This window comes from Bradyrhizobium sp. CCBAU 21365, from assembly GCF_015291305.1.
Classification (GTDB): domain Bacteria; phylum Pseudomonadota; class Alphaproteobacteria; order Rhizobiales; family Xanthobacteraceae; genus Bradyrhizobium; species Bradyrhizobium elkanii.
Map to the genome: position 1 here is coordinate 1,539,894 of NZ_CP030036.1, position 22,746 is coordinate 1,562,639.

18 protein-coding genes and 1 other RNA gene are annotated in these 22,746 nt (G+C 65.5%); 9 read left to right on the forward strand and 10 right to left on the reverse strand.

The window, feature by feature from the left end:
- Positions 1-106 precede the first annotated feature (106 nt).
- Both XI02_RS07250 and XI02_RS07255 read right to left on the reverse strand, forming a co-directional pair.
- Positions 107-1,135 carry a peptidoglycan -binding protein gene (locus tag XI02_RS07250; protein ID WP_172648694.1) on the reverse strand — a complete coding sequence of 343 codons (1,029 nt, stop codon included), beginning with the start codon at positions 1,133-1,135 and terminating at the stop codon, positions 107-109.
- Positions 1,136-1,162: 27 nt separating this feature from the next.
- Positions 1,163-2,149, reverse strand: coding sequence for a hypothetical protein (locus tag XI02_RS07255; protein ID WP_026192206.1), 987 nt, complete (start codon positions 2,147-2,149; stop codon positions 1,163-1,165).
- A 540-nt stretch (positions 2,150-2,689) separates the two neighbouring features.
- Here XI02_RS07255 and XI02_RS07260 point away from each other — a divergent pair.
- The 3 genes from XI02_RS07260 (at position 2,690) to XI02_RS07270 (ending at position 8,304) form a co-directional block, all read left to right on the forward strand.
- Positions 2,690-3,895 (forward strand): efflux RND transporter periplasmic adaptor subunit, encoded by a 1,206-nt coding sequence (locus tag XI02_RS07260; protein ID WP_026192207.1) that lies wholly within the window; start codon positions 2,690-2,692, stop codon positions 3,893-3,895.
- A 6-nt stretch (positions 3,896-3,901) separates the two neighbouring features.
- On the forward strand, positions 3,902-7,057 hold the full coding sequence (locus tag XI02_RS07265) for a multidrug efflux RND transporter permease subunit (RefSeq protein WP_069275899.1): 3,156 nt from the start codon (positions 3,902-3,904) through the stop codon (positions 7,055-7,057).
- Between the two features lie 116 nt (positions 7,058-7,173).
- On the forward strand, positions 7,174-8,304 hold the full coding sequence (locus XI02_RS07270; RefSeq protein ID WP_172648693.1) for an AAA family ATPase: 1,131 nt from the start codon (positions 7,174-7,176) through the stop codon (positions 8,302-8,304).
- Between the two features lie 14 nt (positions 8,305-8,318).
- On the opposite strand, the gene XI02_RS07275 is transcribed toward XI02_RS07270, so the two are convergent.
- The 8 genes from XI02_RS07275 to tkt all read right to left on the reverse strand — a co-directional run bounded on the left by XI02_RS07275 (position 8,319) and on the right by tkt (position 18,089).
- Complete coding sequence (locus tag XI02_RS07275) at positions 8,319-9,113, reverse strand: inositol monophosphatase family protein (RefSeq protein WP_137476848.1); 795 nt, start codon at positions 9,111-9,113, stop codon at positions 8,319-8,321.
- 229 nt (positions 9,114-9,342) lie between these two features.
- Positions 9,343-10,428 (reverse strand): tetratricopeptide repeat protein, encoded by a 1,086-nt coding sequence (locus XI02_RS07280; protein ID WP_172648692.1) that lies wholly within the window; start codon positions 10,426-10,428, stop codon positions 9,343-9,345.
- A gap of 7 nt (positions 10,429-10,435) precedes the next feature.
- Positions 10,436-11,125: a thiamine phosphate synthase gene (locus XI02_RS07285; RefSeq protein ID WP_172648691.1), complete on the reverse strand. Its 690-nt coding sequence runs from the start codon at positions 11,123-11,125 to the stop codon at positions 10,436-10,438.
- Positions 11,126-12,151: a class I fructose-bisphosphate aldolase gene (locus XI02_RS07290; RefSeq protein WP_016842566.1), complete on the reverse strand. Its 1,026-nt coding sequence runs from the start codon at positions 12,149-12,151 to the stop codon at positions 11,126-11,128. It lies immediately after the preceding gene.
- Positions 12,152-12,400: 249 nt separating this feature from the next.
- Entirely contained in the window at positions 12,401-13,468 is a 1,068-nt protein-coding gene (fba, locus tag XI02_RS07295; RefSeq protein WP_026192208.1) for a class II fructose-bisphosphate aldolase, read from the reverse strand.
- 129 nt (positions 13,469-13,597) lie between these two features.
- Complete coding sequence (pgk, locus tag XI02_RS07300; RefSeq protein ID WP_172648690.1) at positions 13,598-14,794, reverse strand: phosphoglycerate kinase; 1,197 nt, start codon at positions 14,792-14,794, stop codon at positions 13,598-13,600.
- Positions 14,795-14,937: 143 nt separating this feature from the next.
- A complete protein-coding gene (gap, locus tag XI02_RS07305; protein ID WP_069275905.1) occupies positions 14,938-15,945 on the reverse strand; it encodes a type I glyceraldehyde-3-phosphate dehydrogenase in 1,008 nt (335 codons plus the stop codon).
- Between the two features lie 161 nt (positions 15,946-16,106).
- Positions 16,107-18,089, reverse strand: a complete 1,983-nt coding sequence (gene tkt, locus XI02_RS07310; protein ID WP_172648689.1) for a transketolase — start codon at positions 18,087-18,089, stop codon at positions 16,107-16,109.
- Positions 18,090-18,419: 330 nt separating this feature from the next.
- Here tkt and XI02_RS07315 point away from each other — a divergent pair, with 330 nt between their 5' ends.
- The 6 genes from XI02_RS07315 to XI02_RS07340 all read left to right on the forward strand — a co-directional run bounded on the left by XI02_RS07315 (position 18,420) and on the right by XI02_RS07340 (position 22,671).
- A complete protein-coding gene (locus tag XI02_RS07315; protein ID WP_018269681.1) occupies positions 18,420-18,740 on the forward strand; it encodes a DUF4164 domain-containing protein in 321 nt (106 codons plus the stop codon).
- Positions 18,737-19,120 (forward strand): cell division protein ZapA, encoded by a 384-nt coding sequence (locus tag XI02_RS07320; protein ID WP_018269682.1) that lies wholly within the window; start codon positions 18,737-18,739, stop codon positions 19,118-19,120. The genes XI02_RS07315 and XI02_RS07320 overlap by 4 nt, the downstream gene beginning before the upstream one ends.
- A 201-nt stretch (positions 19,121-19,321) precedes the next feature.
- Positions 19,322-19,482: non-coding RNA, 6S RNA (gene ssrS, locus XI02_RS07325), on the forward strand.
- A 186-nt stretch (positions 19,483-19,668) separates the two neighbouring features.
- Positions 19,669-20,247 carry a 5-formyltetrahydrofolate cyclo-ligase gene (locus XI02_RS07330; RefSeq protein ID WP_172648688.1) on the forward strand — a complete coding sequence of 193 codons (579 nt, stop codon included), beginning with the start codon at positions 19,669-19,671 and terminating at the stop codon, positions 20,245-20,247.
- Between the two features lie 2 nt (positions 20,248-20,249).
- Complete coding sequence (locus XI02_RS07335) at positions 20,250-21,074, forward strand: TIGR00282 family metallophosphoesterase (protein WP_018269683.1); 825 nt, start codon at positions 20,250-20,252, stop codon at positions 21,072-21,074.
- 211 nt (positions 21,075-21,285) lie between these two features.
- Positions 21,286-22,671 (forward strand): ISNCY family transposase, encoded by a 1,386-nt coding sequence (locus tag XI02_RS07340; RefSeq protein WP_194483259.1) that lies wholly within the window; start codon positions 21,286-21,288, stop codon positions 22,669-22,671.
- The last annotated feature ends 75 nt before the right edge of the window (positions 22,672-22,746 follow it).

Here is a 22,746-nt window from a genome sequence, read left to right on the forward strand (position 1 = left end):
GCTTTCGCCAGGACGACGAACGGATAGTGCCGTGTGCCCGTCCCACGGGTTCACGCAAACACAGTCGAGCCCGGCAATGACGACTGGTTGGCCGGGCGCCGTCGTCCTAGCGTTCCGTCAGCTTCAGCTCGATGCGGCGGTTGCGCTTGTAGGCCTCTTCGGTCTGCGCGGCGTCGAGCGGCTGGAATTCGGCGAAGCCGGCGGCGACCAGGCGCTGCGCCGGCACGCCGAGCGAGACCAGGTACTGCACCACCGAGATCGCGCGCGCCGAGGACAGTTCCCAGTTCGACTTGAACAGCGGGCTGTTGATCGGCCGCACGTCGGTGTGGCCGTCGACGCGCAGCACCCAGGCGATCTCGGGTGGGATCTGCTTGTCGAGATCGATCAGCGCGCTCGCGACCGTTTCGAGCTCGGTCTTGCCCTCGGGCAGCAGCGTCGCCTGGCCGGTGTCGAAGAACACTTCGGACTGGAACACGAAGCGGTCGCCGACGACGCGGATATCGGGGCGGTTGCCGAGGATCGCACGCAGCCGGCCGAAGAATTCCGAGCGGTATTTCGATAGTTCCTGCACCCGCTGCGCCAGCGCGACATTGAGACGCTGGCCGAGATCGGCGATGCGGTTCTGCGATTCCTTGTCGCGTTTCTCGGAGGCGTCGAGCGCCTCTTCGAGCGCAGCGAGCTGGCGGCGCAGCGCGCTGATCTGCTGGTTCAGCAGCTCGATCTGCGCCAGTGCGCGCGACGATACGGCCTTCTCGGACTCCAGCGCCTTGTTGAGCTCGTTGGCGCGGCCCTGCGCGTCGCTGCCGGAACTCGCGAGCCCCTCATAGAGCCCCTTCATGCGGTCGCGCTCGCCTTCCGCGGAGGCCAGGCCGGCGCGCAGCTGCGCCACCTGGTCGTCGAGCGTCAGCTTGGAGAGCTTCTCCAGCGACAACAGGTCGTTGAGCTGGGCGATCTTCGCGGTGAGCTGTTCCAGCGCCTTGTCCTTGCCGGTGACCTCCTGCGACAGGAAGAACTGCACGACGAGGAACACCGACAGCAGGAACACGATCGACAGCACCAGGGTCGACAATGCGTCGACAAAGCCGGGCCAGTAGTTGAAGCCGGATTCGCTGCGGCGCGAGCGGGCGAGGGCCATGGGTGTCTCCTTGGGCTTGCTCCCCGGCTAGCTCTTCTCGGGCTGGCGGGCGAGGCGTTCGAGCAGCCGCTTGATCTCGCGGTTCTGCTCGCCCTGGCCGTCGGCCCATTCCCGGATCATCTGCTGCTCGGTGCGCATATGTGCAACCAGCCCCTGGATCGCCTCGGCAAGATTGGCCATCGCGGCCGTGGTGCTACGGCCGCCGCCGCCTTCCTCGAGCGCGGTGCGGAGCCGGTCGATCGCGCCCTGCATGTTACCGGAAACGCCGGCTTCATCGCCGGAAATGCCGCGCACGGTGCCGGCGAGCCAGTCCTCGAGGTCGGTGTAGAAGCGGTTCTGGGCCTGGCTCGACTGCAGGTCGAGGAAGCCGAGGATCAGCGAGCCGGCAAGGCCGAACAGCGAGGACGAGAACGAGATGCCCATGCCGCCGAGCGGCGCGGCGAGGCCCTCCTTCAGCGTATCGAACAGCGCGCCGGCGTCGCCGCCGACCTTGAGCCCGTCGATCACCTTACCGACCGAACCGACCGTCTCGATCAGGCCCCAGAAGGTGCCGAGCAGGCCGAGGAACACCAACAGGCCGGTCATGTAGCGCGAGATGTCGCGGGCTTCGTCGAGGCGGGTTGCGATCGAATCGAGCAGATGCCGCATGGTCTGCTGCGAGATCGACATTCGCCCCGAGCGTTCGCCGCCGAGGATCGCGGCCATCGGGGCAAGCAGCGTCGGGCGGCGCTCGATCGCAAGGCCGGGGTCGGCGATGCGGAAATTGTTGACCCAGGCGACCTCGGGATAGAGCCGGATCACCTGGCGGAACGCCAGGATGATGCCGATCAGCAGCACTGCCCCGATCAGGGCGTTCAGCCCCGGATTGGCAAAGAAGGCGGTGACGATCTGCTTGTACAGCACGACCCCGACCAGGCCGCAGAGCACCAGGAACACCAGCATCCGCACCAGGAAGATCCGGGGCGAGGACAGCTTGCTCAATTCGATCTCCATGTCGGAGCGGGAAGGGGGCATTGCCGGGTCATCCGTTCGCGAAGGCCGCATCTGCAAGCAATATGGCACAGCGGCAGAGTGAGGAAAGCCGATTCCAGGGGCAGCAAACAGCACGTTGGGTTGGAATCTCGCGGGCCGTTGCCGCTTTGCACGGCTTTCCGACCGGTCGGCGCATCGCCATCCACCGAGCTGCGCGTCCCACCCGCAGATCGCGAGATGAGCTCGGTTTGCACGCACCCTCGGATGAGGCGCGCGGCCCGCGGTGATTCGGTCCGATCGTCTCGGTGTTGCGAGGTGCGGCATTCCGCGCAGGCAAAATGGCGGGGTTCCCGCTCACGCAGACCTTAATGCATTCCCACAGCCTGCGATGGAACCCGCTCACAATGCGGTGACAAGATAAAAGATGCCGCAAAATCAGGGTGATAGCGTTCTGTGACATTGAGCCGCCGAAAAACGCATTGCGTCGCAGCAAGCAGATTTTATTTTCATCGCAGCAACACGAGCGGTGTCGTCGTGACACCGCCGTTCGTTTGTTCAAACCTTTCAGGGGCGATTATCTCAATGTCTGGACTTCGCGCGCAATCGGCATGCATTGCTCTGATGCTGGCCGTGACGGCGCCACTGCTTGCTAGCTGCGACGAGCCGAACACCGCAACCGCCGCCGTGCAAGCACCCGAGCCGGACGTCAGTGTCGTCACCGTGAAACCGCAGGCGCGCGCGATGCTGCGCGAGCTGCCGGGCCGCATCGCGCCGACCCGTGTTTCCGAGGTTCGCCCGCGCGTCTCGGGCATCGTCGTCAACCGCATGTTCCATCAGGGCAGCGAGGTGAAGGTCGGCGATCCCCTGTACCAGATCGATCCGCGCCCGTTCGAAGTCGAATTGCAGTCGACCGAGGCGGCGCTGGCGCGCGCCAAGGCCGTGCTCGAGCAGGCCGCGCTGCAGGCCCGCCGTATCGCCACCTTGACCAGCCAGCGCGCGGCGCCGGAAGCCGAGAACGAAAAGGCGATCGCGACGCTGAAGCAGGCCGAAGCCGACGTGCAGGGCCGCGAGGCCGAAGTCGCGCGCGCCAAGCTCAATCTGGATTACGCCACGATCCGCGCGCCGATCGACGGCACCATCGGTGCGGCGCTGGTCAGCGAGGGCGCGCTCGTGGTGCAGAACGACGCCGCGAGCCTTGCGACCATCCAGCAGCTCGATCCGATCTACGCCGACTTCCAGCAGTCGGTGACCGAGATGAACCAGCTCCGCCGCGCCTTCGAGAGCGGCGACCTCGATCGCATCGCACCCGACGCGATGAAGGTGCGCCTCGTGCTCGACGACGGCTCGATCTACCCGCTGCCGGGCAAGCTGCTGTTCTCCGACGCCAAGGTCGACGCCTATACCGGGCAGGTGACCCTGCGCGGCGAGTTCCCGAACCCGCATCGCATCCTGCTGCCGGGCATGTATGTGCGCGTGCTGATCGAGCAGGGCATCGACAGCGATGCGATTGCCGTGCCGCAGCAGGCGATCCAGCGCAATGGCGGTGGTGGCAGCGAGGTGTTCGTCGTCAAGGCCGACAATCACGTCGCGGTGCAGCCGGTGCGCACCGGCTCGCTGCAGGGTGGTTCCTGGTTCGTGACCGACGGCCTGAAGGCCGGCGACAAGGTCGTCGTCGAGGGGTTCCAGAAATTCGCCGCCGGCGACAAGGTCCGGCCGCAAGCCTGGCGCGAGGTCGACGCAGCTGCAGCACCGACGGATCCGCACCAGACCGCGCACGCCGTGCGGTGATCCGACATGCCTAGCTTCTTCATCGACAGGCCGATCTTCGCCTGGGTCGTCGCGCTGTTCATCTGTCTGATCGGCGCGATCTCGATTCCGCTGCTCGCGGTCGCGCAGTATCCGATCATCGCGCCGCCCTCGATCTCGATCTCGACCAGCTATCCCGGCGCGTCGCCGGAGAACCTCTACAACAGCGTGACGCGGCTGATCGAGGAGGAGCTCAACGGCGCCGCCAACATCCTGAACTTCGAATCGACCTCCGACTCGCTCGGCCAGGTCGAGATCATCGCCAACTTCAAGCCGGGCACCGACACCAGCCAGGCCTCGGTCGAGGTGCAGAACCGCCTCAAGCGCGTCGAGGCGCGGCTGCCGCGCGCCGTGATCCAGCAGGGCATCCTGGTCGAGGAAGCCTCGTCCGCCGTGCTGCAGATCATCACGCTGAACTCGACCGACGGCAGCCTCGACGAGGTCGGCCTCGGCGACTTCATGATCCGCAACGTGCTGGGCGAGGTGCGACGCATCCCCGGCGTCGGCCGCGCCACGCTGTACTCGACCGAGCGGTCCTTGCGGATCTGGATCGATCCGGCCAAGCTGGTCGGCTACGGCCTGTCCGCCGACGACGTCAACAAGGCGATCACGGCGCAGAACGCCCAGGTCGCGTCCGGCAGCATCGGCGCCGAGCCGAGCACCGATACCCAGAAGATTTCCGCGCAGGTGCTGGTGAAGGGCCAGCTGTCCTCGCCCGACGAGTTCGGCGCCATCATCCTGCGCGCCAACAATGACGGTTCGACGGTCCGCCTGCGCGACGTCGCGCGGATCGAGGTTGGCGGCCTCAGCTACCAGTTCAACACGCGCCTGGACGGCAAGCCGACCGCCGGCCTCTCGGTGCTGCTGTCGCCGAAGGGCAATGCGCTGGCGACCGCGAGCGCGGTCGAAGCCAAGATGAAGGAGCTGTCGCGCTTCTTCCCGGCCAATATCTCCTACGAAATCCCCTACAACATCACGCCGGTGGTCGAGGCTTCGATCAAGAAGGTCCTGACGACGCTGGTCGAGGCCGTGGTGCTGGTGTTCGTCGTGATGTTCCTGTTTCTGCAGAACATCCGCTACACCATCATCCCGACCATCGTGGTTCCGGTGGCGCTATTGGGCGCCTGCGCCACGCTGATGATCGCCGGCTTTTCGATCAACATGCTGACCATGTTCGGCATGGTGCTGGCGGTCGGCATCCTCGTCGACGACGCCATCGTCGTGGTCGAGAACGTCGAACGCATCATGGCGGAGGAAGGCCTGCCGCCGAAGGAAGCCACCAAGAAGGCGATGTCGCAGATCACCGGCGCCATCATCGGCATCACGCTGGTGCTGATGGCGGTGTTCGTGCCGATGGCGTTCTTCCCCGGCTCGGTCGGCATCATCTACCGGCAGTTCTCGGTCACCATGGTGGCGGCGATCGCGTTCTCGGCGCTGCTCGCGCTGTCGCTGACGCCGGCGCTGTGCGCGACCTTGCTCAAGCCGGTCAAGAAGGGCCACGGCCATGCCAGCAAGGGCGTGTTCGGCTGGTTCAACCGCGTGCTCGACACCAGCCGCGCCGGCTATACCCGCACCGTGCAGGGTTCGCTGAAGCGAACCGGCCGCCTGATGCTGATCTACCTCGTGCTGTTCCTCGGCGTCGCCTACGGCTTCGTGCGCCTGCCCGGCGGCTTCCTGCCGGTCGACGACCAGGGCTTCATCACGACCGACGTGCAGACGCCGTCGGAGTCGTCCTATGCCCGGACCGAAGCTGCGGTCGAGCAGGTCGAGAAGTACCTCAAGGACCGCGCCGGCATCGAGAATGTCACGTTCCTCACCGGCTTCAGCTTCCTCGGCCAGGGCATGAACACCGCGCAGGCCTTCATCACGCTGAAGGACTGGTCGGAGCGCGGCCCGAAGGATTCCGCCGCCGCCATCGTCGCCGACATCAACCGCGATTTGTCGTCGATCCGCGACGCCAGGATCTCGGCGTTGCAGCCGCCGCCGATCGACAATCTCGGCAACTCCTCGGGCTTCTCGTTCCGCCTGCAGGACCGCGGCCAGAAGGGTTATTCGGCGCTGATCGCCGCGTCCGATCGCCTGATCGCGGAGGCCAATGCCAGCCCGATTCTACAGAAGGTCTATGTCGAAGGCCTGCCGCCGGCGCCGCAGGTCAATCTGATGATCGACCGCGAGAAGGCGGGCGCGTTCGGCGTCACCTTCGAGGACATCAACAACACGATCTCGACCAATCTCGGCTCGAACTACATCAACGACTTCCCGAACCGCGGGCGCATGCAGCGCGTCATCGTGCAGGCCGACAAGACCAGCCGCATGAACGCGGACGACATCCTCAACTACAACGTCAAGAACAGCCGCGGCCAGCTGGTGCCGTTCTCGGCCTTCGCCACCATCGAGTGGACGAAGGGGCCGACGCAGATCGCGGGCTTCAACTACTATCCGGCGGTGCGCATCTCCGGCGAGGCGCGGCCCGGCTTCACCTCGGGCGATGCGATCGCCGAAATGGAGCGGCTCGCCGACAAGCTGCCGCGCGGCTTCGGCTATGAATGGACCGGCCAGTCGCTGCAGGAGAAGCTGTCGGGCTCGCAGGCGCCGTTCCTGCTTGCGCTGTCGGTGCTGGTGGTGTTCCTCTTGCTGGCCGCGCTCTATGAGAGCTGGACCATTCCGCTCGCGGTGCTGCTCACCATTCCGCTCGGCATTCTCGGCGCCGTGGTGGCGGCGACGATGCGCGGGCTCTCCAACGACGTCTATTTCACCGTCGGCCTGATCACGATCATCGGCCTTGCCGCCAAGGACGCGATCCTGATCATCGAGTTCGCCAAGGATCTGCGCGCGCAGGGCAAGCCGCTGGTCGAGGCGACCATCGAGGCCTGCAGCCTCAGATTCCGCCCGATCCTGATGACCGGTCTGGCCTTCGTCTGCGGCGTGCTCCCGATGGCGATCGCGACCGGCGCCGGCGGCGCCAGCCAGCAGGCGCTCGGCACGTCGGTGATGGGCGGCATGATCGCGGTGGTGATCCTCGCGCTGCTCCTGGTGCCGGTGTTCTTCGTCAGCGTGCAGCGCGTGCTGGCCGGCGATCGCGAGACGGCGCCGGGGCAGGGTGAGGTATATGGCCCGCCCGCGCCGGCGAGGATCGGTCACTGATATCAGGCACCGACGCTGGTCAGATCAGCGGCTTGCTTTCGCAAGCCGACCAATCCAGATTGCAGCTCTGGATTGAACGGGAAGCGTTTGGGCAACCCGGGGATTGAGGGCATGCGATGCGGCCGAGCGATATTGCGATCTCGAATTATCGCTCGATCCGGCGGCTCTTCATGCCCATCCAGCCGCTGTCCGTCTTCGTCGGCGAGAACGGTGTCGGCAAATCCAATCTCTACAAGTCCCTGTCGCTGTTGCGCGACGCAGCGACCGGCCGGATCACGCGCACGATCGCCGACGAGGGTGGATTGTATTCCGTCTTCTGGTCCGGCAATCGCAGACGCGGAGACGATGCGCGTCTGCGGTTGGCTGTGAGATTCGACCACGTCAGATATTCCATCGAGCTCGGATTCCCGAGCCCGGTCGTGGCGGCATTTCCCGGTGAGCCGATGATCAAATCCGAAACGATCGAGGCGACCCACGGCAAGAAAACAATATTGATGATGGAGCGCACCAACTCACTCGTCAGTGTCCGCGATGAGAACGGCACCTGGAGCCAGCACAAGGAAGCGGTGCTGCCGTCGGAAACCGCGCTGGCCGGATTTTCGGATGGTAAGGGAAGTCCCGAGATCGACCTGATCCGAAATGCAATGCTGAGTTGGCGATTCTATCACGACTTCCGGACCGATCCGGCGTCGCCGATACGAAAGCCGTGTCTCGCGATCACGACACCTTCGCTGAGCGCCGATGGCCACGATCTGGCTGCCGTGTTGGCAACCCTGTTCACGATCAGGCAGGATGCCGGCGATCTGCAGGATGCGATCGAGGACGCATTCCCGGGTGCCGAACTGCGGGCATGGGCGGAAAACGGACGGTGCGAATTCGAGCTGCAACAGGCTGACGTGCCGCGTCCGTTCAAGGCGCATGAGCTATCCGACGGCACGCTGAAATATATCTGCCTGCTCGCCGTATTCATGGGCTATCGGCTGCCGCCGTTCATCGCGCTGAACGAGCCCGAGACCAGCCTGCATCCATCGCTGCTGGCGCCATTGGCGAGGCTGATCGCCAAGGCGTCGCGCCGCGCCGACATCTGGATCGTCACCCATTCGGAACATCTGATGGAGGCGCTGCGAAGCGAGAGCTCGGTCCCGCTGCGCCGGGTGATCAAGGCAAAGGGCGCCACGACCATCGAGGGCCTGTCCCTCGGCGGTGAATTTCGTGACGGGGAAGACGACGAGGACGACGACGATTAGATCGCGCCGCCGCCCTACTGCCCGAGCGGCTTCAGGATCCTGATCAGCTCGCCGTGCACGAACTCGTTGCCGCAGACGACATGGCCGGTCTGCAGCGGATCGTCATTGCCCTGGATGCCGGAGACGGTGCCGCCGGCCTCGCGGACCATCAGCAGGCCGGCCGCGACATCCCAGGCCTGCAGATTGCGCTCCCAATAGCCGTCGAGGCGGCCGGCGGCGACGAAGGCGAGGTCGAGCGAGGCGGCGCCGAAGCGGCGGAAGCCCGCGACCTTGCTCTGCAGCGCGGCCATCTCCTGCAGCGCCAGCTGGTGATTGCCGCGGCCGATATGCGGCAGGCCGCAGGCCACCACGCATTCGTTGAGCTGGCGGCGGCCGGCGACGCGCAGCCGCTGGTCGTTGAGGAACGCGCCCTTGCCGCGCTCGGCGATATAGAGCTCGTCATTGGCGGGATTGTAGATCACGCCGGCGATCACGGTGTCCTCGCGCTTGAGGCCGATCGAGATCGCGAATTGCGGGATGCCGTGCAGGAAGTTGGTGGTGCCGTCCAAGGGATCGACGATCCAGGTGTGGCTCTTGTCGCTGCCTTCGCGCTTGCCGCCTTCCTCGCCGAGGAACCCGTAGCCGGGCCGAGCCTTCTCGAGGTCGGTGTAGAGCATCTCCTCGGCGCGCTTGTCGGCAAGCGAGACGAAGTTCGCCGGCCCCTTCAGCGACACCTGGAGATGTTCGATCTCGCCGAGGTCGCGCTTGAGGCTGCGGCCGGCGCGGCGCGCGGCCTTGACCATGACATTGATGAGAGCGGAATAGAGCATGATGGAAGCTGGTGGCTTTCGAGCGTTGGAAATCGATCGGGCAGCGTGGGCAAGACCCTGCCCGTCATCCTGAGGAGCGCGGAACGCGCGTCTCGAAGGATCGACAGCCCAGTCCGGGGCCGTGCATCCTTCGAGGCTCGCTCCGCTCGCACCTCAGGATGACGGGAAACGGCCTGTGGCGCCCTGGGTTTCGGACTGGGTGCCCTCTGGAAGTGGCGCCGTCAAGGCGTCATTTGACGTTGTTTCCGATCCATTTTCGCGCGGCTGCCTCGCCCTTGGCGCGGTCTTCCGGGCTCATATCGGCGAGGATATCGTCGAGATCGGGGTCGCCCTTGCCGGCGGTCTTGGCGACCATGTGCCATTTCAGCGCCTCGACCTTGTCCGCCGGGGCGCCGGCGCCGGTCGCCAGCACATGGGCGAGGCGGTTTTGCGCGATCGCGCTGTTCTGCCGGGCCGCCTTGCGCAGCAGCGCCACCGCCGCCGGCACGTTCCGCGGCGTGCCCGAGCCGTTGTAGAGGGCGATGGCATATTCGACCTCGGCATCGACATTGTCGGCCAGCGAGGCGGCCTGCAGCAGCCGCGCCGCCTTCTCGAGGTCCTTCGGCACGCCGGTGCCCTCCTTGTAGAAGGTCGCGAGCGCGTATTGTGCCTCGGGGCTGCCGGCGTCGGCGGCCATGCGCAACAGCTCGGCGGAGCGGCGGAGGTCCTGCGGCAGGGTCTGGCCGTCGAGATAGAGCAGCGCGAGATTATAGGCCGCCTTCGGCTCGCCGAGCTTGGCCGACGACGCCAGCAGCTTGACCGCGGCATCCTTGTCGACCGCGCCGCCGCGGCCCGCGATCTTCATCATGGCGAGCGCGAACATCGCCTCGCGGTCGCCGGCATCGGAGGCGCGCTTGTACCACTCGTCGGCCTTGACGTAGTCGCGCTTGACGCCGAGCCCGTTGGCATAGAGCTCGCCCAGCATCGTCATGGCCTTGGCATCGTTGCTGTTCTGCGCGCGCGCGGTCGCGAGGTCGAACGCGGTCTTGTACATGCCGCGCTGATAGGCGCCGTAGACGAGGTCGACATTGGGATCGTCGACGGCCTGGGTCGGGGTCGGCGAGGGCGTCGGGGATGCGGCAGGCTTCGGCGTCGCGGAGGCGGCGGGCTTGGGCGTCGGCTTCTTCGCGACCGGCGAATGCACCTTCGGCTTCGGAGCCTCCTTCTTCGCGGGCGGCGGCGTCTGGGCCGGCGGCGTGATCGAGAGCTGCGCCATCGCGCCGCTCGCCAGCATCGTACAGCCGAGCGCAATACCTATCGGACGCAGGCATTTCATTCCGGCGTCATCCCTCGGCCTTTCCGTCGGCCTTGGCCTTGCCGAATGTGCCGGCATGCGCCCGCGCAATCGCGTCGCCGATCTCGACAAGCGCCGCCTTGGCGCCGCGCGGATCGGACCAGATGAAGTCTCCGACCAGCACGAAATCCGCGCCGGCCGCCGCGAACGCCTCGGCTTCCTCGCGCGAGGTGGCAAAGCCGACGCAGGGCGGCTCAAACAATTCGTCCCACCATTCCAGCCGCTCGGCGATGGCCTCGCGCGAGGGCCGCTGTCCGTTGGCGTCGGGCTCGCCGAACAGCACATAGTCGGCACCGGCTTCGCCCGCGGCCATGGAATCGTGGCGGGTCGCGAGCCCGCCGACGCCGATAATGCGGTCGGGTTTCAGCGACGGCACCGCCTCTTCCATCGCGGCGATGCCGGTCAGATGCGCGCCGTCGGCGCCGGCGCGCGCCACGATATCGGGATGGCCGTCGATCAGCAGCGCCGCGCCGGCGTTCTGGATCGCAGGCGCCAGCGCCTTGATGGTGGAGATCATGCTGCGTGGATCGCTCTCGCGCAGCCGCACCAGCACGGCGGCGACATCGGCCGCGCCAAGCAGCTCGGTGAGCTCGGCCACAAGCCGCGCGGGCTCATCGACCGGCGGCGTTGCCAGATAGAGGCGCGGCGCCGGCCGCGGCGGAACGGGCTTGGTCGCCAACTATGCCGCCTGTTTCTCGAGGCCGGCTTCCCAATTGCCGGTGCTCGCGAGTCCGTTCATCCGGGCGCGATGCGAGAAGGCGCGCTGGCCGGCGGGGACGTTGTCGGGCTTGCCGGACCACGCCTTCTGCGGCGCCGCCTGCAGCGCGCGGCCATAGGAGAAGGTCAGCCGCCAGGGCAAATTGCCGATCTTGTTCATGGCGTCGAGATGCGCGGTGGCTTCCTCGTCGCTCTGCCCGCCGGAGAGGAAGGCGATGCCGGGCACCGCGGCCGGCACGCAGCTCCTGAGCAGGCGGATGGTCTTCTCGGCGACTTCCTGCACCGGCGCCTGCTTCGGGCATTTCTTGCCCGAGATCGCCATGTTCGGCTTCAGGATCATGCCTTCCAGCGCGACGCGCTGCACCCGCAATTCCTGGAAGGTTCGGTTCAGCACGCGCTGCGTCACCTCGTAGCAGCGGTCGATGTCGTGATCGCCGTCCATCAGCACTTCCGGTTCGACGATCGGCACGATCTGCGCGGCCTGGCACAACGCGGCGTAGCGCGCCAGCGCATGCGCGTTGACGCGGACCGCGGTCTGGGTCGGGATTCGCGGCCCGATATCGATCACCGCGCGCCACTTCGCAAAGCGCGCACCGCGCTCGTAATATTTCTTCAGCCGCTCGGCGAGCTTGTCGAGGCCGACGGTGACGAGTTCGCCCGGGCAGTTCGGCAAAGGTTGCGTGCCTTCGTCGACCTTGATGCCGGGGATCGCGCCGGCCTGCTCGATCAGCTTGACCAGCGGCGTGCCGTCCTTGGCATTCTGCCAGATCGTCTCGTCGTAAAGGATGACGCCGGAGATGTACTTGCTCATCGCCTCCTGCGAGCGGAACAGCATCTCGCGATAGTCGCGGCGATTGTCCTCGGTCGAATCGACCTTGATGGCGTCGAAGCGCTTCTTGATCGTGCCGGAGGATTCGTCGGCGGCGAGGATGCCCTTGCCCGGGGTGACCATGGCAAGCGCGATTTTGTTGAGGTCGGAGAGGTTCATCGGGGCGTCCTCCAGAGCCATTGCCTTTGCAAACCAAAATAGGCGGTTCTCGGGCAAATGCCTAGAAAACGTTCGTCGCGGCCGGTGTTTGGACGTTCCACCTCTCCCATTGGGAGAGGTCGCGCCGAAGGCGCGGGTGAGGGGGTACGCTCTATCGAGGGACCTGAACCCCTCACCCGGATCGCTGGCGCGATCCAACCTCTCCCCGACGGGGAGAGGTGATCGCAGTCCGCGGCGAGTGAAGAGCGCTCAGGCGACCTTGGGGTCGAGCTGGCCCGCGGCGTAGCGCTTGGCCATTTCCGCCGTGGTCAGCACCTTCTTGATCTTGCTGGCCTGGCCCGCGGTGTTGAACTCCTGCAGGCGCTGCTTGCACAGCTTGGTCATCGCCTCCATCGCGGGCTTCAGGTACTTGCGCGGATCGAACTCTTCCGGATTGTCCTTCAGCACCTTGCGGATCTGGCCGGTCATCGCCATCCGGTTGTCGGTGTCGATGTTGATCTTGCGCACGCCGTTCTTGATGCCGCGCTGGATCTCGGCGACCGGCACGCCCCAGGTCGGCTTCATCTTGCCGCCATTGGCGTTGATGATCTCCTGCAGCTCCTGCGGCACCGAAGAGGAGCCGTGCATGACCAGATGCGTATTCGGCAGCTTGCGATGGATTTCCTCGATCACGTTCATGGCGAGGATGTCGCCGTCGGGCTTGCGGGTGAACTTGTAGGCGCCGTGCGAGGTGCCCATCGCGATCGCCAGCGCGTCGACCTTGGTCTCCTGGACGAACTTCACGGCCTCGTCCGGATTGGTCAGCAGCTGGTCGTGCGACAGCTTGCCCTCGGCGCCATGGCCGTCTTCCTTGTCGCCCATGCCGGTCTCGAGCGAGCCGAGCACGCCGAGCTCGCCTTCCACCGAGATGCCGCCGAGATGCGCCATGCCGGTCACGGTCCTGGTGACGCCGACATTGTAGTCCCAGTCGCCGGGGGTCTTGCCGTCGGCCTTCAGCGAGCCGTCCATCATGACCGAGGTGAAGCCGGCCTGGATCGCGGTCATGCAGGTGGCGGGCTCGTTGCCGTGGTCGAGATGCACGCAGACCGGGATCTGCGGGTAGATCTCGGTGACCGCGTCCATCATGTGCTTGAGCATGACGTCGTTGGCGTAGGACCGCGCGCCGCGCGAGGCCTGGATGATGACGGGCGCATCGACTTCGGAGGCGGCCGCCATGATCGACAGCGCCTGTTCCATGTTGTTGATGTTGAAGGCGGGTACGCCGTAATCATGCTCGGCCGCGTGGTCGAGCAGTTGCCGCAACGTTATGCGAGCCATTCCATTTCTCCCTGTGGTGCAAGTTCGCGGATTTGAAGCGCGATGAGCTCATTTTCATCGCGCTTTTGCTCTTTGTTTGAGCATGATCTTTTCGGAAAACCGCTTCACTTTTCCGGATCATGCTCTGGATCAACGGTTTTTCAGAACTTCGACGCCCGGCAGCGGCTTGCCTTCCATCCATTCAAGAAACGCGCCGCCCGCGGTCGAGACGTAGGAAAAATCACCGCCGACGCCCGCCTGGTTCAGCGCCGCGACGGTGTCGCCGCCGCCGGCGACCGAGATCAGCTTCCTGGCCTTGGTGCGTTCGGCGGCATGCTTGGCCGACACCACGGTGCCGCGGTCGAACGGCGTCAGCTCGAAGGCGCCGAGCGGGCCGTTCCAGACCAGCGTCGCCGCGTCGTCGATTGCGGCATGGATGCGCGCGATCGATTGCGGACCGACGTCGAGGATCATGCCGTCGGCCGGGATCGCATCGAGGCCATAGGCATGCGACGGCGCGTTGGCGGCAAACTGGTTGGCGACGACGGCGTCGACGGGGAGGATGATGGCGCAGTTGGCGGCGTTGGCCTTCTCCATGATCCGCAGCGCGGTCGGGGCGAGATCCTTTTCGGCGAGCGACTTGCCGACGGCGACGCCCTGCGCGTGCAGGAAGGTGTTGGCCATGCCGCCGCCGATCACCAGCGCGTCGACCTTGTTCACGAGGTTTTCCAAGAGGTCGATCTTGGTCGAGACCTTGGCGCCGCCGATGATCGCGATCACCGGCTTGGTCGGCGCTTCCAGCGCCTTGCCGAGCGCGTCGAGCTCGGCCTGCATGGTGCGGCCGGCATAGGCCGGAAGCTTGTGGCCGAGGCCTTCGGTCGAGGCGTGGGCGCGATGCGCGGCGGAGAAGGCGTCGTTGACCCAGATGTCGCCGAGCTTGGCGAGCTCCGTAACGAAGCCGGCGTCGTTCTTCTCTTCCTCCTTATGGAAACGTGTGTTTTCCAGGCAGAGGATGTCGCCGTCCTTGAGGGCGGCCACCGCCTTGGCTGCGGCATCGCCGATGCAATCCTCGGCGAAGGCCACCGGGCGCTTGATCACCTTCGACAGCGCGTCAGCGACCGGCTTCAGCGATTCCTTGGGGTCGCGTCCCTTGGGGCGGCCGAAATGGGCGAGCAGGATCACCTTGCCGCCCTTGTCGGAAATTTCGGTGACGGTGGGGGCAACGCGCTCGAGCCGTGTGGCATCGGTGACGCGGCCGCCTTCCATGGGGACGTTGAGGTCGACGCGCAGCAGCACGCGCTTGCCCTTCACGTTGACGTCGTCGAGGGTGCGGAACGATTTTGTCATGAGCGTTTCCTGTGCGGCCGGACACCACCGTCCGACGGACGGCGTCGCTTTCGCTTGCCGATGTCGCGGCCGTTGAGGTCGCGAACGCGGGGGGCAAACACGCAGATGCCCGGCGCTGGGCCGGGCATCTCGAACAGTCGAACTTAAACCAGCTTGCCGATCGCGACGGCGGTGTCCGCCATACGGTTCGAGAAGCCCCACTCATTGTCGTACCAGGACATCACGCGCACGAAGTTGCCGTTCTGCACCTTGGTCTGGTCCATGTGGAAGGTCGACGAGTGCGGATCGTGGTTGAAGTCGATCGAGACGTTCGGCGCGTTGGTGTAGCCGAGGATGCCCTTGAGCTGCTGCTCGGACGCGCGCTTCATCGCCTCGTTGATCTCCTTGGCGTCGGTTGCGCGCTTGGCGACGATCTTGAGGTCGATCACGGAAACGTTCGGGGTCGGAACGCGGACCGAGACGCCGTCGAGCTTGCCCTTCAGCTCGGGCAGCACGAGGCCGATCGCCTTCGCGGCACCGGTCGAGGTCGGGATCATCGACATCGCCGCGGCGCGGCCGCGATAGAGATCCTTGTGCAGGGTGTCGAGCGTCGGCTGGTCGCCGGTATAGGCGTGGATCGTGGTCATGAAGCCGGTCTCGATGCCGACGGTGTCGTTCAGGACCTTGGCGACCGGCGCGAGGCAGTTGGTGGTGCAGGAGCCGTTCGAGATCACCAGGTGATCCTTGGTCAGCGTGTCGTGGTTGACGCCGTAGACGATGGTGGCATCAGCGCCATCGGCGGGCGCCGAGACCAGCACGCGCTTGGCGCCAGCGGCGAGATGCGCCGAGGCCTTGTCCTTCGCGGTGAAGATGCCGGTGCATTCCAGCGCGACGTCGACGCCGAGCGCCTTCCACGGCAGCTTCGAGGGATCGCGCTCGGCCGAAACCTTGATCTTGTTGTCGCCGAGGCTGATCGTATCGCCGTCGACGGTGACGGTGCCGGGGAAGCGGCCATGCACGGAATCGAAGCGCAGCAGGTGCGCGTTGGTCTCGACCGGGCCGAGGTCGTTGATGCCGACCACCTCGATGTCCTTGCGGCCGGACTCGGCGATGGCGCGCAGAATGTTGCGGCCGATACGTCCAAACCCGTTGATCGCGACGCGGATTGCCATGCTCGTCTCCTCTAATGCTGTTGTCAGCCCCGCGGGAGGGGCTCCCACGAGGTTTTTACGGCGGAACGCCCGGTTCGGCCGGGCGCATACGGAAAAGATGGAGCTTAGGTAATCCTTTTTTGCGACAAGCTCAACCTTGGCCCGCGGGTGTCAGGCCAGCGTCAGACGCGCTTCGTGGCAGCGTTAACGACGGCTTCAGCAGTAATGCCGAAATGCCGGAAAAGGTCCTTCGCCGGGGCGCTGGCGCCAAATCCGTGCATGCCGATGAATTCGCCGTCATGGCCGATCACGGCATCCCAGCCCCAGCGCACCGCGGCCTCGATCGCGATCTTGACCGGAGCGTTGCCGATAATGGCATTTTGCCGCTCGGCGGGCTGTGCCAGCAGCAATTCCAGCGATGGGACCGAGACCACCCGCGTCGCGATGCCGCGTCCGGCGAGCTGCTTCTGCGCGTCGACCGCGATCTGGACCTCGGAACCCGACGCGAACAATGACACTTTTGCGTCACCCTGCGCCGCGACCAGCTCATAGGCGCCGTGGCTGCACGGATTGTCGTTCGGCGCCGTGGTGCGGAGCTGCGGCAGGTTCTGGCGGGTCAGCGCCAGCACCGTCGGTCCGTCGACGCGGTTGAGCGCCAGTTCCCAGCACTCGGCGGTCTCGACCGCGTCGCAGGGGCGGAACACGCGCATGTTGGGCATCGCGCGCAGCGCGGACAGATGCTCGACCGGCTGGTGCGTCGGGCCGTCCTCGCCGAGGCCGATCGAGTCGTGCGTCATGACATAGACCACGCCGGTACCCATCAGCGCCGACAGCCGCATCGCGCCGCGCGCGTAGTCGGTGAACACCAGGAAGGTCGCGCCGTTCGGCGCGAAGCCGCCATGCAGGAAGATGCCGTTGAGGCACGCCGCCATGCCGTGCTCGCGGACGCCGTAATGGATGAAGCGGCCCTTCGGCGTCTTGGCGCCGAACGCCGTCGCCGACTTCGCCTTGTTGTTGTTGGAGCCGGTGAGGTCGGCGGAGCCGGCGACGAACTCCATCGGCATCGCAGCCGCAATCACCTCGATCGCGGCTTCCGACGATTTGCGGGTCGCGACATTGAGCGGATTTTCCAGCAGCCCCTTCTTGAAGGCGCGCAGCCCCTTGGCGAGCGACTGCGGCCGCTCGTGGCGAATGCGGCGTTCGAACTCGGCGCGCTTGCGGCTGCCGAGCTGCGCGAACTGCTCGTCCCACGCCTTGTGCTCGGCGGCGCCGCGGGCGCCTGCCTCGCGCCAGGCGTTCAGCACATCGTCGGGCACCGAGAACGGCTCGAGCGAGATGCCGAGCTTCTCCTTGGCCGCCTTGAGCTCGTCGGCGCCGAGCGCCTCGCCATGCGCCTTGGCGGTGCCGGCCTTGTGCGGCGCGCCGTACCCGATCGTGGTCTTGCAGGCGATCATCGAGGGCTTGTTGGATTTCTGCGCGCGGGTGATCGCAGCGGCAATCGCCTGCGGATCGTGGCCGTCGATCAATTCGGCGGCCCAGCCTGCGGACTTGAAGCGCTTCACCTGGTCGACGGAATCGGAGATCGAAGTCGGGCCGTCGATCGAGATGCCATTGTCGTCGTACAGCACGATCATCTTGTTGAGCCGCCAGACACCGGCGAGCGCGATCGCTTCCTGCGAGATGCCCTCCATCAGGTCGCCGTCGGAGGCGAGCACATAGGTGTGGTGGTTGACGATCTTCTTGCCGAACTCGGCGGCCAGCATCTTCTCGGCGACCGCCATGCCGACCGCGGTCGCAATGCCCTGGCCGAGCGGACCGGTGGTGGTCTCGATGCCCTTGGTGTGGAAGTTCTCGGGGTGGCCCGGCGTCAGCGATCCGAGCTGGCGGAAATGCTTGAGCTGGTCGAGCGTCATGTCCTTGTTGCCGGTGAGGTACAACAACGAATAGAGCAGCATCGAGCCATGGCCGGCCGAGAGCACGAAGCGGTCGCGATCGGGCCACGCCGTGTCGGCCGCATCGAATTTCAGGAATTTTGTGAACAGGACGGTCGCGATGTCGGCGGCGCCCATCGGCAGGCCGGGATGGCCGGAATTCGCCTTCTCGACGGCGTCCATGGCAAGGCCACGGATCGCATTGGCCATACGGGTGTGATCGACCTGCGTCATGATGAAGAGTCCGCCTAAAATGAGGAGCTGATTGCTGGACGGATCGAGGCGGGCAGCCGCGATACGCGCGTGGATGGCCTTACGGGTTGGGGGTGGATTAGCACCTCAATTCCGCAAGTCCAAGGCGATGAAACCCCTCAAAACGGGGAAAAGTTGCCCGAAATCGCCCTATTTCATTCAACGGTGCATAGTTCTGCGCCGCCGTTGCGCTGGGCTCGCTTGCCACGTAAATTTCGTCCCGTAAACGCTTGCCGAACCGCCAGTTTTGCCGTGCGGCAGGCTTGTCTGCAGCAGGCTACCAAGCCAACCGAAAGGTCCACGCCGCGTGTCATGAGTGATCGTCTCGCCAACGGGTCTGGCAATACCGAGGCACCGCTTGCCGATATCGATGCTGCGACAAAGCGGCTGATGGCAGCGCTTGATGCGCTGGAGAGCTCGGTGGAGCGGCGCCGCGAGGCCGACCGCGACGAGAACGAATTGGCGAGCCGGATCCAGGCGCTCGGCGCCGATCGCTCGCGGCTTGCCGACGAGCTCGACGGATCGCTGGTGAAGACGCGCAAGCTCGAGCGCGCCAATCGCGAGATTGCGGAAAAACTCGACGCGGCAATCGGCAGCATTCGCGCCGTGCTCGACGGCGGAGACAGCAGATGAGCCACATCAACGTCACCATCAACGGCCGGCAATACCGGATGGCCTGCGAGGAGGGCCAGGAGGTGCGGCTGCTGAAGCTCGCGGAAAATCTCCAGCAGCGCGTCGAATCGCTGCGCGGCAAGTTCGGCGAGATCGGCGATGCGCGGCTGACGGTGATGGCGGCGCTCACCGCCTGCGACGAACTGGTCGACGCCAGCGCACGCATCCGCAGCCTCGAGGAAGAGCTCGAGCAGCTGCGCAATGCGCGCGTTGCCGCGATCGACCGCGCCCGCGCGACCCAGACCGCGGTCTCCAACGCGCTCAACGCCGCCGCCGAGCGGATCGAGCGCACCACGCAGGTGCTCAACCGTACCATCGGCGGCGGCATCGCGATCGGGTGATCTTCGTTCGTCCCTGTTGGTCTCGGTGTTTCCACACATTCGTCATGCCCGGGCTTGGCCCGGGCATCCACGTATTTGTCTCGTTGAAAAGAAAGCCGTGGATGGCCGGGACAAGCCCGGCCATGACAGTTTCTTCCAGGAGCCAAGGCTGCGTCTTCCTTACCGCTGGCGGATTGCGGCAACGATGGCTAGATTAGCCCCGCGAAGCTGCGTCGTGCGTCAGGAGCCATATATCCCCGGGGCCTTATCGATCCTTTAGGGAACTGTCCCTGGCCGGGTCCGTGGACCCGGACATATGGTGCCCACCTACTTTCGTAGGGAACTCCGGGATCGAGCGCTCCAACGGCCTCTGCGGCTTCGCACTGATTTTTGCTGTTGCCTTGTCGTCGCGCTGCGGCGGTTGAATTGTCTGGCAGCGTTGTGCCCCGCGATACGGGGCGTCCAGCGCGCCGCGGCGGTCTTACGAAAGCTCTGGCCTTAACGAAAGCTAGCGTCTCTGGAATGATGGATCGTCCGTTGTCGCGGACGACGACAGCGGAAGATGGATCATGCACGCATCTCCATCGAAGGCCGAGCTTCGGGCACTTGCTCTCGCCAAGCGCGATGCGCTGAGCGACGAGCAGCGCGCGACCGCTGCCGAAGCGCTCGCCAAGCGCGGCGCGCCGTTCGAGATCGCGCAGGGCATGATCGTCTCGGGCTATGCGCCGATCCGCAGCGAGCTCGATCCGGCGCCGTTGATGAAGAAGCTTGCCGACAAGGGCGCACGGCTCGCGCTGCCCTGCATCAACGCGCGCGGCCAGTCGCTGATCTTCCGCAGCTGGTCGCCGAAGGACCGGCTGATGCTCGGTCCGCTCGGCATTCCCGAGCCGTCGCCGGCCGCCGCCGAGGTGCATCCGGACGTGATGCTGGTGCCGCTCGCGGCATTCGACAAGCTCGGTCACCGCATCGGCTATGGCGCCGGCTATTACGACTATACCTTCGCGCATCTGCGCAAAGCCAAGCATGTGATCGGGGTCGGACTTGCCTTTGCAGCACAGGAAACCAAGGCGATTCCGGCGCTGTCGCACGACGTCCCGCTCGATTTTGTGCTAACGGAGCGCAAGACGTTCGATTTCCGGAGTAGCTAGCCTTGCGAATTCTCTTTGTTGGTGACGTCGTCGGCAGGACCGGCCGCACCGCCATCGCCGACCACCTTCCCGGCATGATCAGGGACTGGTCGCTCGATCTCGTGGTCGTCAATGGCGAGAATTCCGCCGGCGGCTTCGGCATCACCGAGGCGATCTATCAGGAGCTGCTCGACGCCGGCGCCGATGCGATCACGCTCGGCAACCACGCCTGGAATCAGAAGGAGGCGCTGGTCTTCATCGAGCGCGCGCCGCGCCTGATCCGCCCGCTGAATTTCCCGCGCCATTCGCCCGGCCGCGGCGCCACGCTGGTCGATACCAAGAGCGGCAAGCGCGCGCTGGTCATCAACGCGATCGGCCGCGTCTTCATGGAGCCGTCCTCGAACGATCCGTTCAGCGCCATCGAGCGCGAGCTCGAGGCCTGCCCGCTGCGCGAAGGCTGTGACGCCATCGTGCTCGATTTCCATGCCGAGGCGACCAGCGAGAAGCAGGGCGTCGGCTTCTTCTGCGACGGCCGCGTCAGCCTCGTGGTCGGTACGCATACCCATGTGCCGACATCAGATCATCAGGTGCTGCCCGGCGGCACCGCCTACATGAGCGATGCCGGCATGACCGGCGACTATGACTCGGTGATCGGCATGCAGAAGGAGGAGCCGCTGCAGCGCTTCCTCACCGGCATTCCCTCCGGCCGTTTCGAGCCGGCGGGCGGTGTGGCCACGCTGAGCGGCGTCGCGGTCGAGACCGACGATGCCACCGGGCTCGCGGTGAAGGTCGCGCCGGTGCGCGCCGGCGGGCGGCTCGAGCCTGCGGTGCCGGGATTCTGGACTTAGTGAAGTTACCGTAGCCCGGATGCAGCGAAGCGTAATCCGGGTCTGTCTTTGAGCTTTGCGAGATTCCCGGATTGCGCTTCGCTTCATCCGGGCGACAAGTCATTTCGGAATAATAGAAGAGTACTTCTGAGTTGCCCGACGTGTCAAGTGCAGTGTCGAGGGCCTGTCAGTAGCTCGTGATCTGTCGCCTGTTTGTAGCTCGTGAAGTGTCGTGTTTTCGGTGCCCCGGAACAAAGGGGGCACGATGGGCACGGCATCCATTCACGAGGGAGTACGACGGATGCGGTTTTCAAGTTTGTTGGAGCGGACGGAGGCCAAGGAGCTGACGCAGGAGGCGGCTGCAGAGGTTCTGGGGATCAGCGTGCGGACATTTCAACGTTGGGCAGAACGCTACGAGGCAGAGGGCGATGACGGGCTTGTCGACCGGCGGATGGGTCGGCGCTCGCCACGGCGAGCGCCGCAGGAAGAACTTGAGCGGATGCTGGGGCTGTTCCGGGACAAGTACGCGGACTTCACGGTGAAGCATTTCCACGAGCAGCTGCAAAAGCGGCATGGCTATATGCTGGGCTATACGGTGACCAAGCTAGCCTTGCACGCGGCGGGGTTGGTGCGGAAGGCGCCGAAGCGTTCGGCGCACCGCAAGAAGCGCCCACGCCGGCCGCTTCGGGGCATGCTGCTGCACCAGGACGGATCGCGCCACGTCTGGATCGAAGGTCTTCCCGCGAGGGACCTGATCGTCACGATGGACGATGCGACCAGCGAGGTCTACTCGATGGTCCTGGTCGAGGAAGAAGGAACGGCCTCGACCTTCCAGGCCTTGCGCGAAGTGATTGGCGAGCATGGCCTGTTCTGCGCGCTCTACACCGACCGCGGCAGCCATTATTTCCTTACCCCAAAAGCTGGCGAGAAGGTCTCGAAGACGCAACAAACCCAGGTGGGACGGGCTTTGTCGCATCTTGGGATCGAGCATATCGCAGCCTATTCGCCGCAGGCGCGCGGGCGCTCCGAGCGGCTGTTCGGCACGTTGCAGGATCGGCTGCCGAAGGAGCTGCGGCTGGCCGGGATCACGACGCTCGAAGCTGCCAACGCGTGGCTGAAGGCGCATTACATCGCCGGGCACAACGCCGCGTTTGCGATCAAGCCCGAACAGGAAGGCACGGCATTCGTGGCCGACCGGCATGAGGCCTGGCGCGAGGCGCTGTGCGTGATCGAGGAGCGAACCGTCGCCAACGATAATACCGTTGTATGGAACGGTCGGCGGCTGCAGCTGCCGCAGAGCCGGCTCAGGCCTCACTTCGTCAAGGCTGTGGTGCGGGTACATGAGTATCCCGATGGCACCGTCAGCGTGTTCCTCGGACCGCATCGGTTGGCAATGTTTAGCGCCAACGGACAGCAGATCAGCCCCGACGCGCCCCAGCCTGGCAGCGTGCTCGGAGCCGTCAAGGACAAGCCCTTGCGGGCGCGCAAGCGCGCGTCCTTGACCGCTCCTGCGCGCGCCGCCGGCAAGATCGCGCGGGTCGGGGCGGAGAAACGGGCTTCAAGTCGAACAAAGAAACACACCCGCAGGGCTAAAACCGCCGCAACAGCCGTGGCATGATCAATCAGGGAAAGCCGTCCCCGCCTTCCGGCTCCCCTGCAAATCTGAAACGAAGGCGACAGATCACGAGCTACA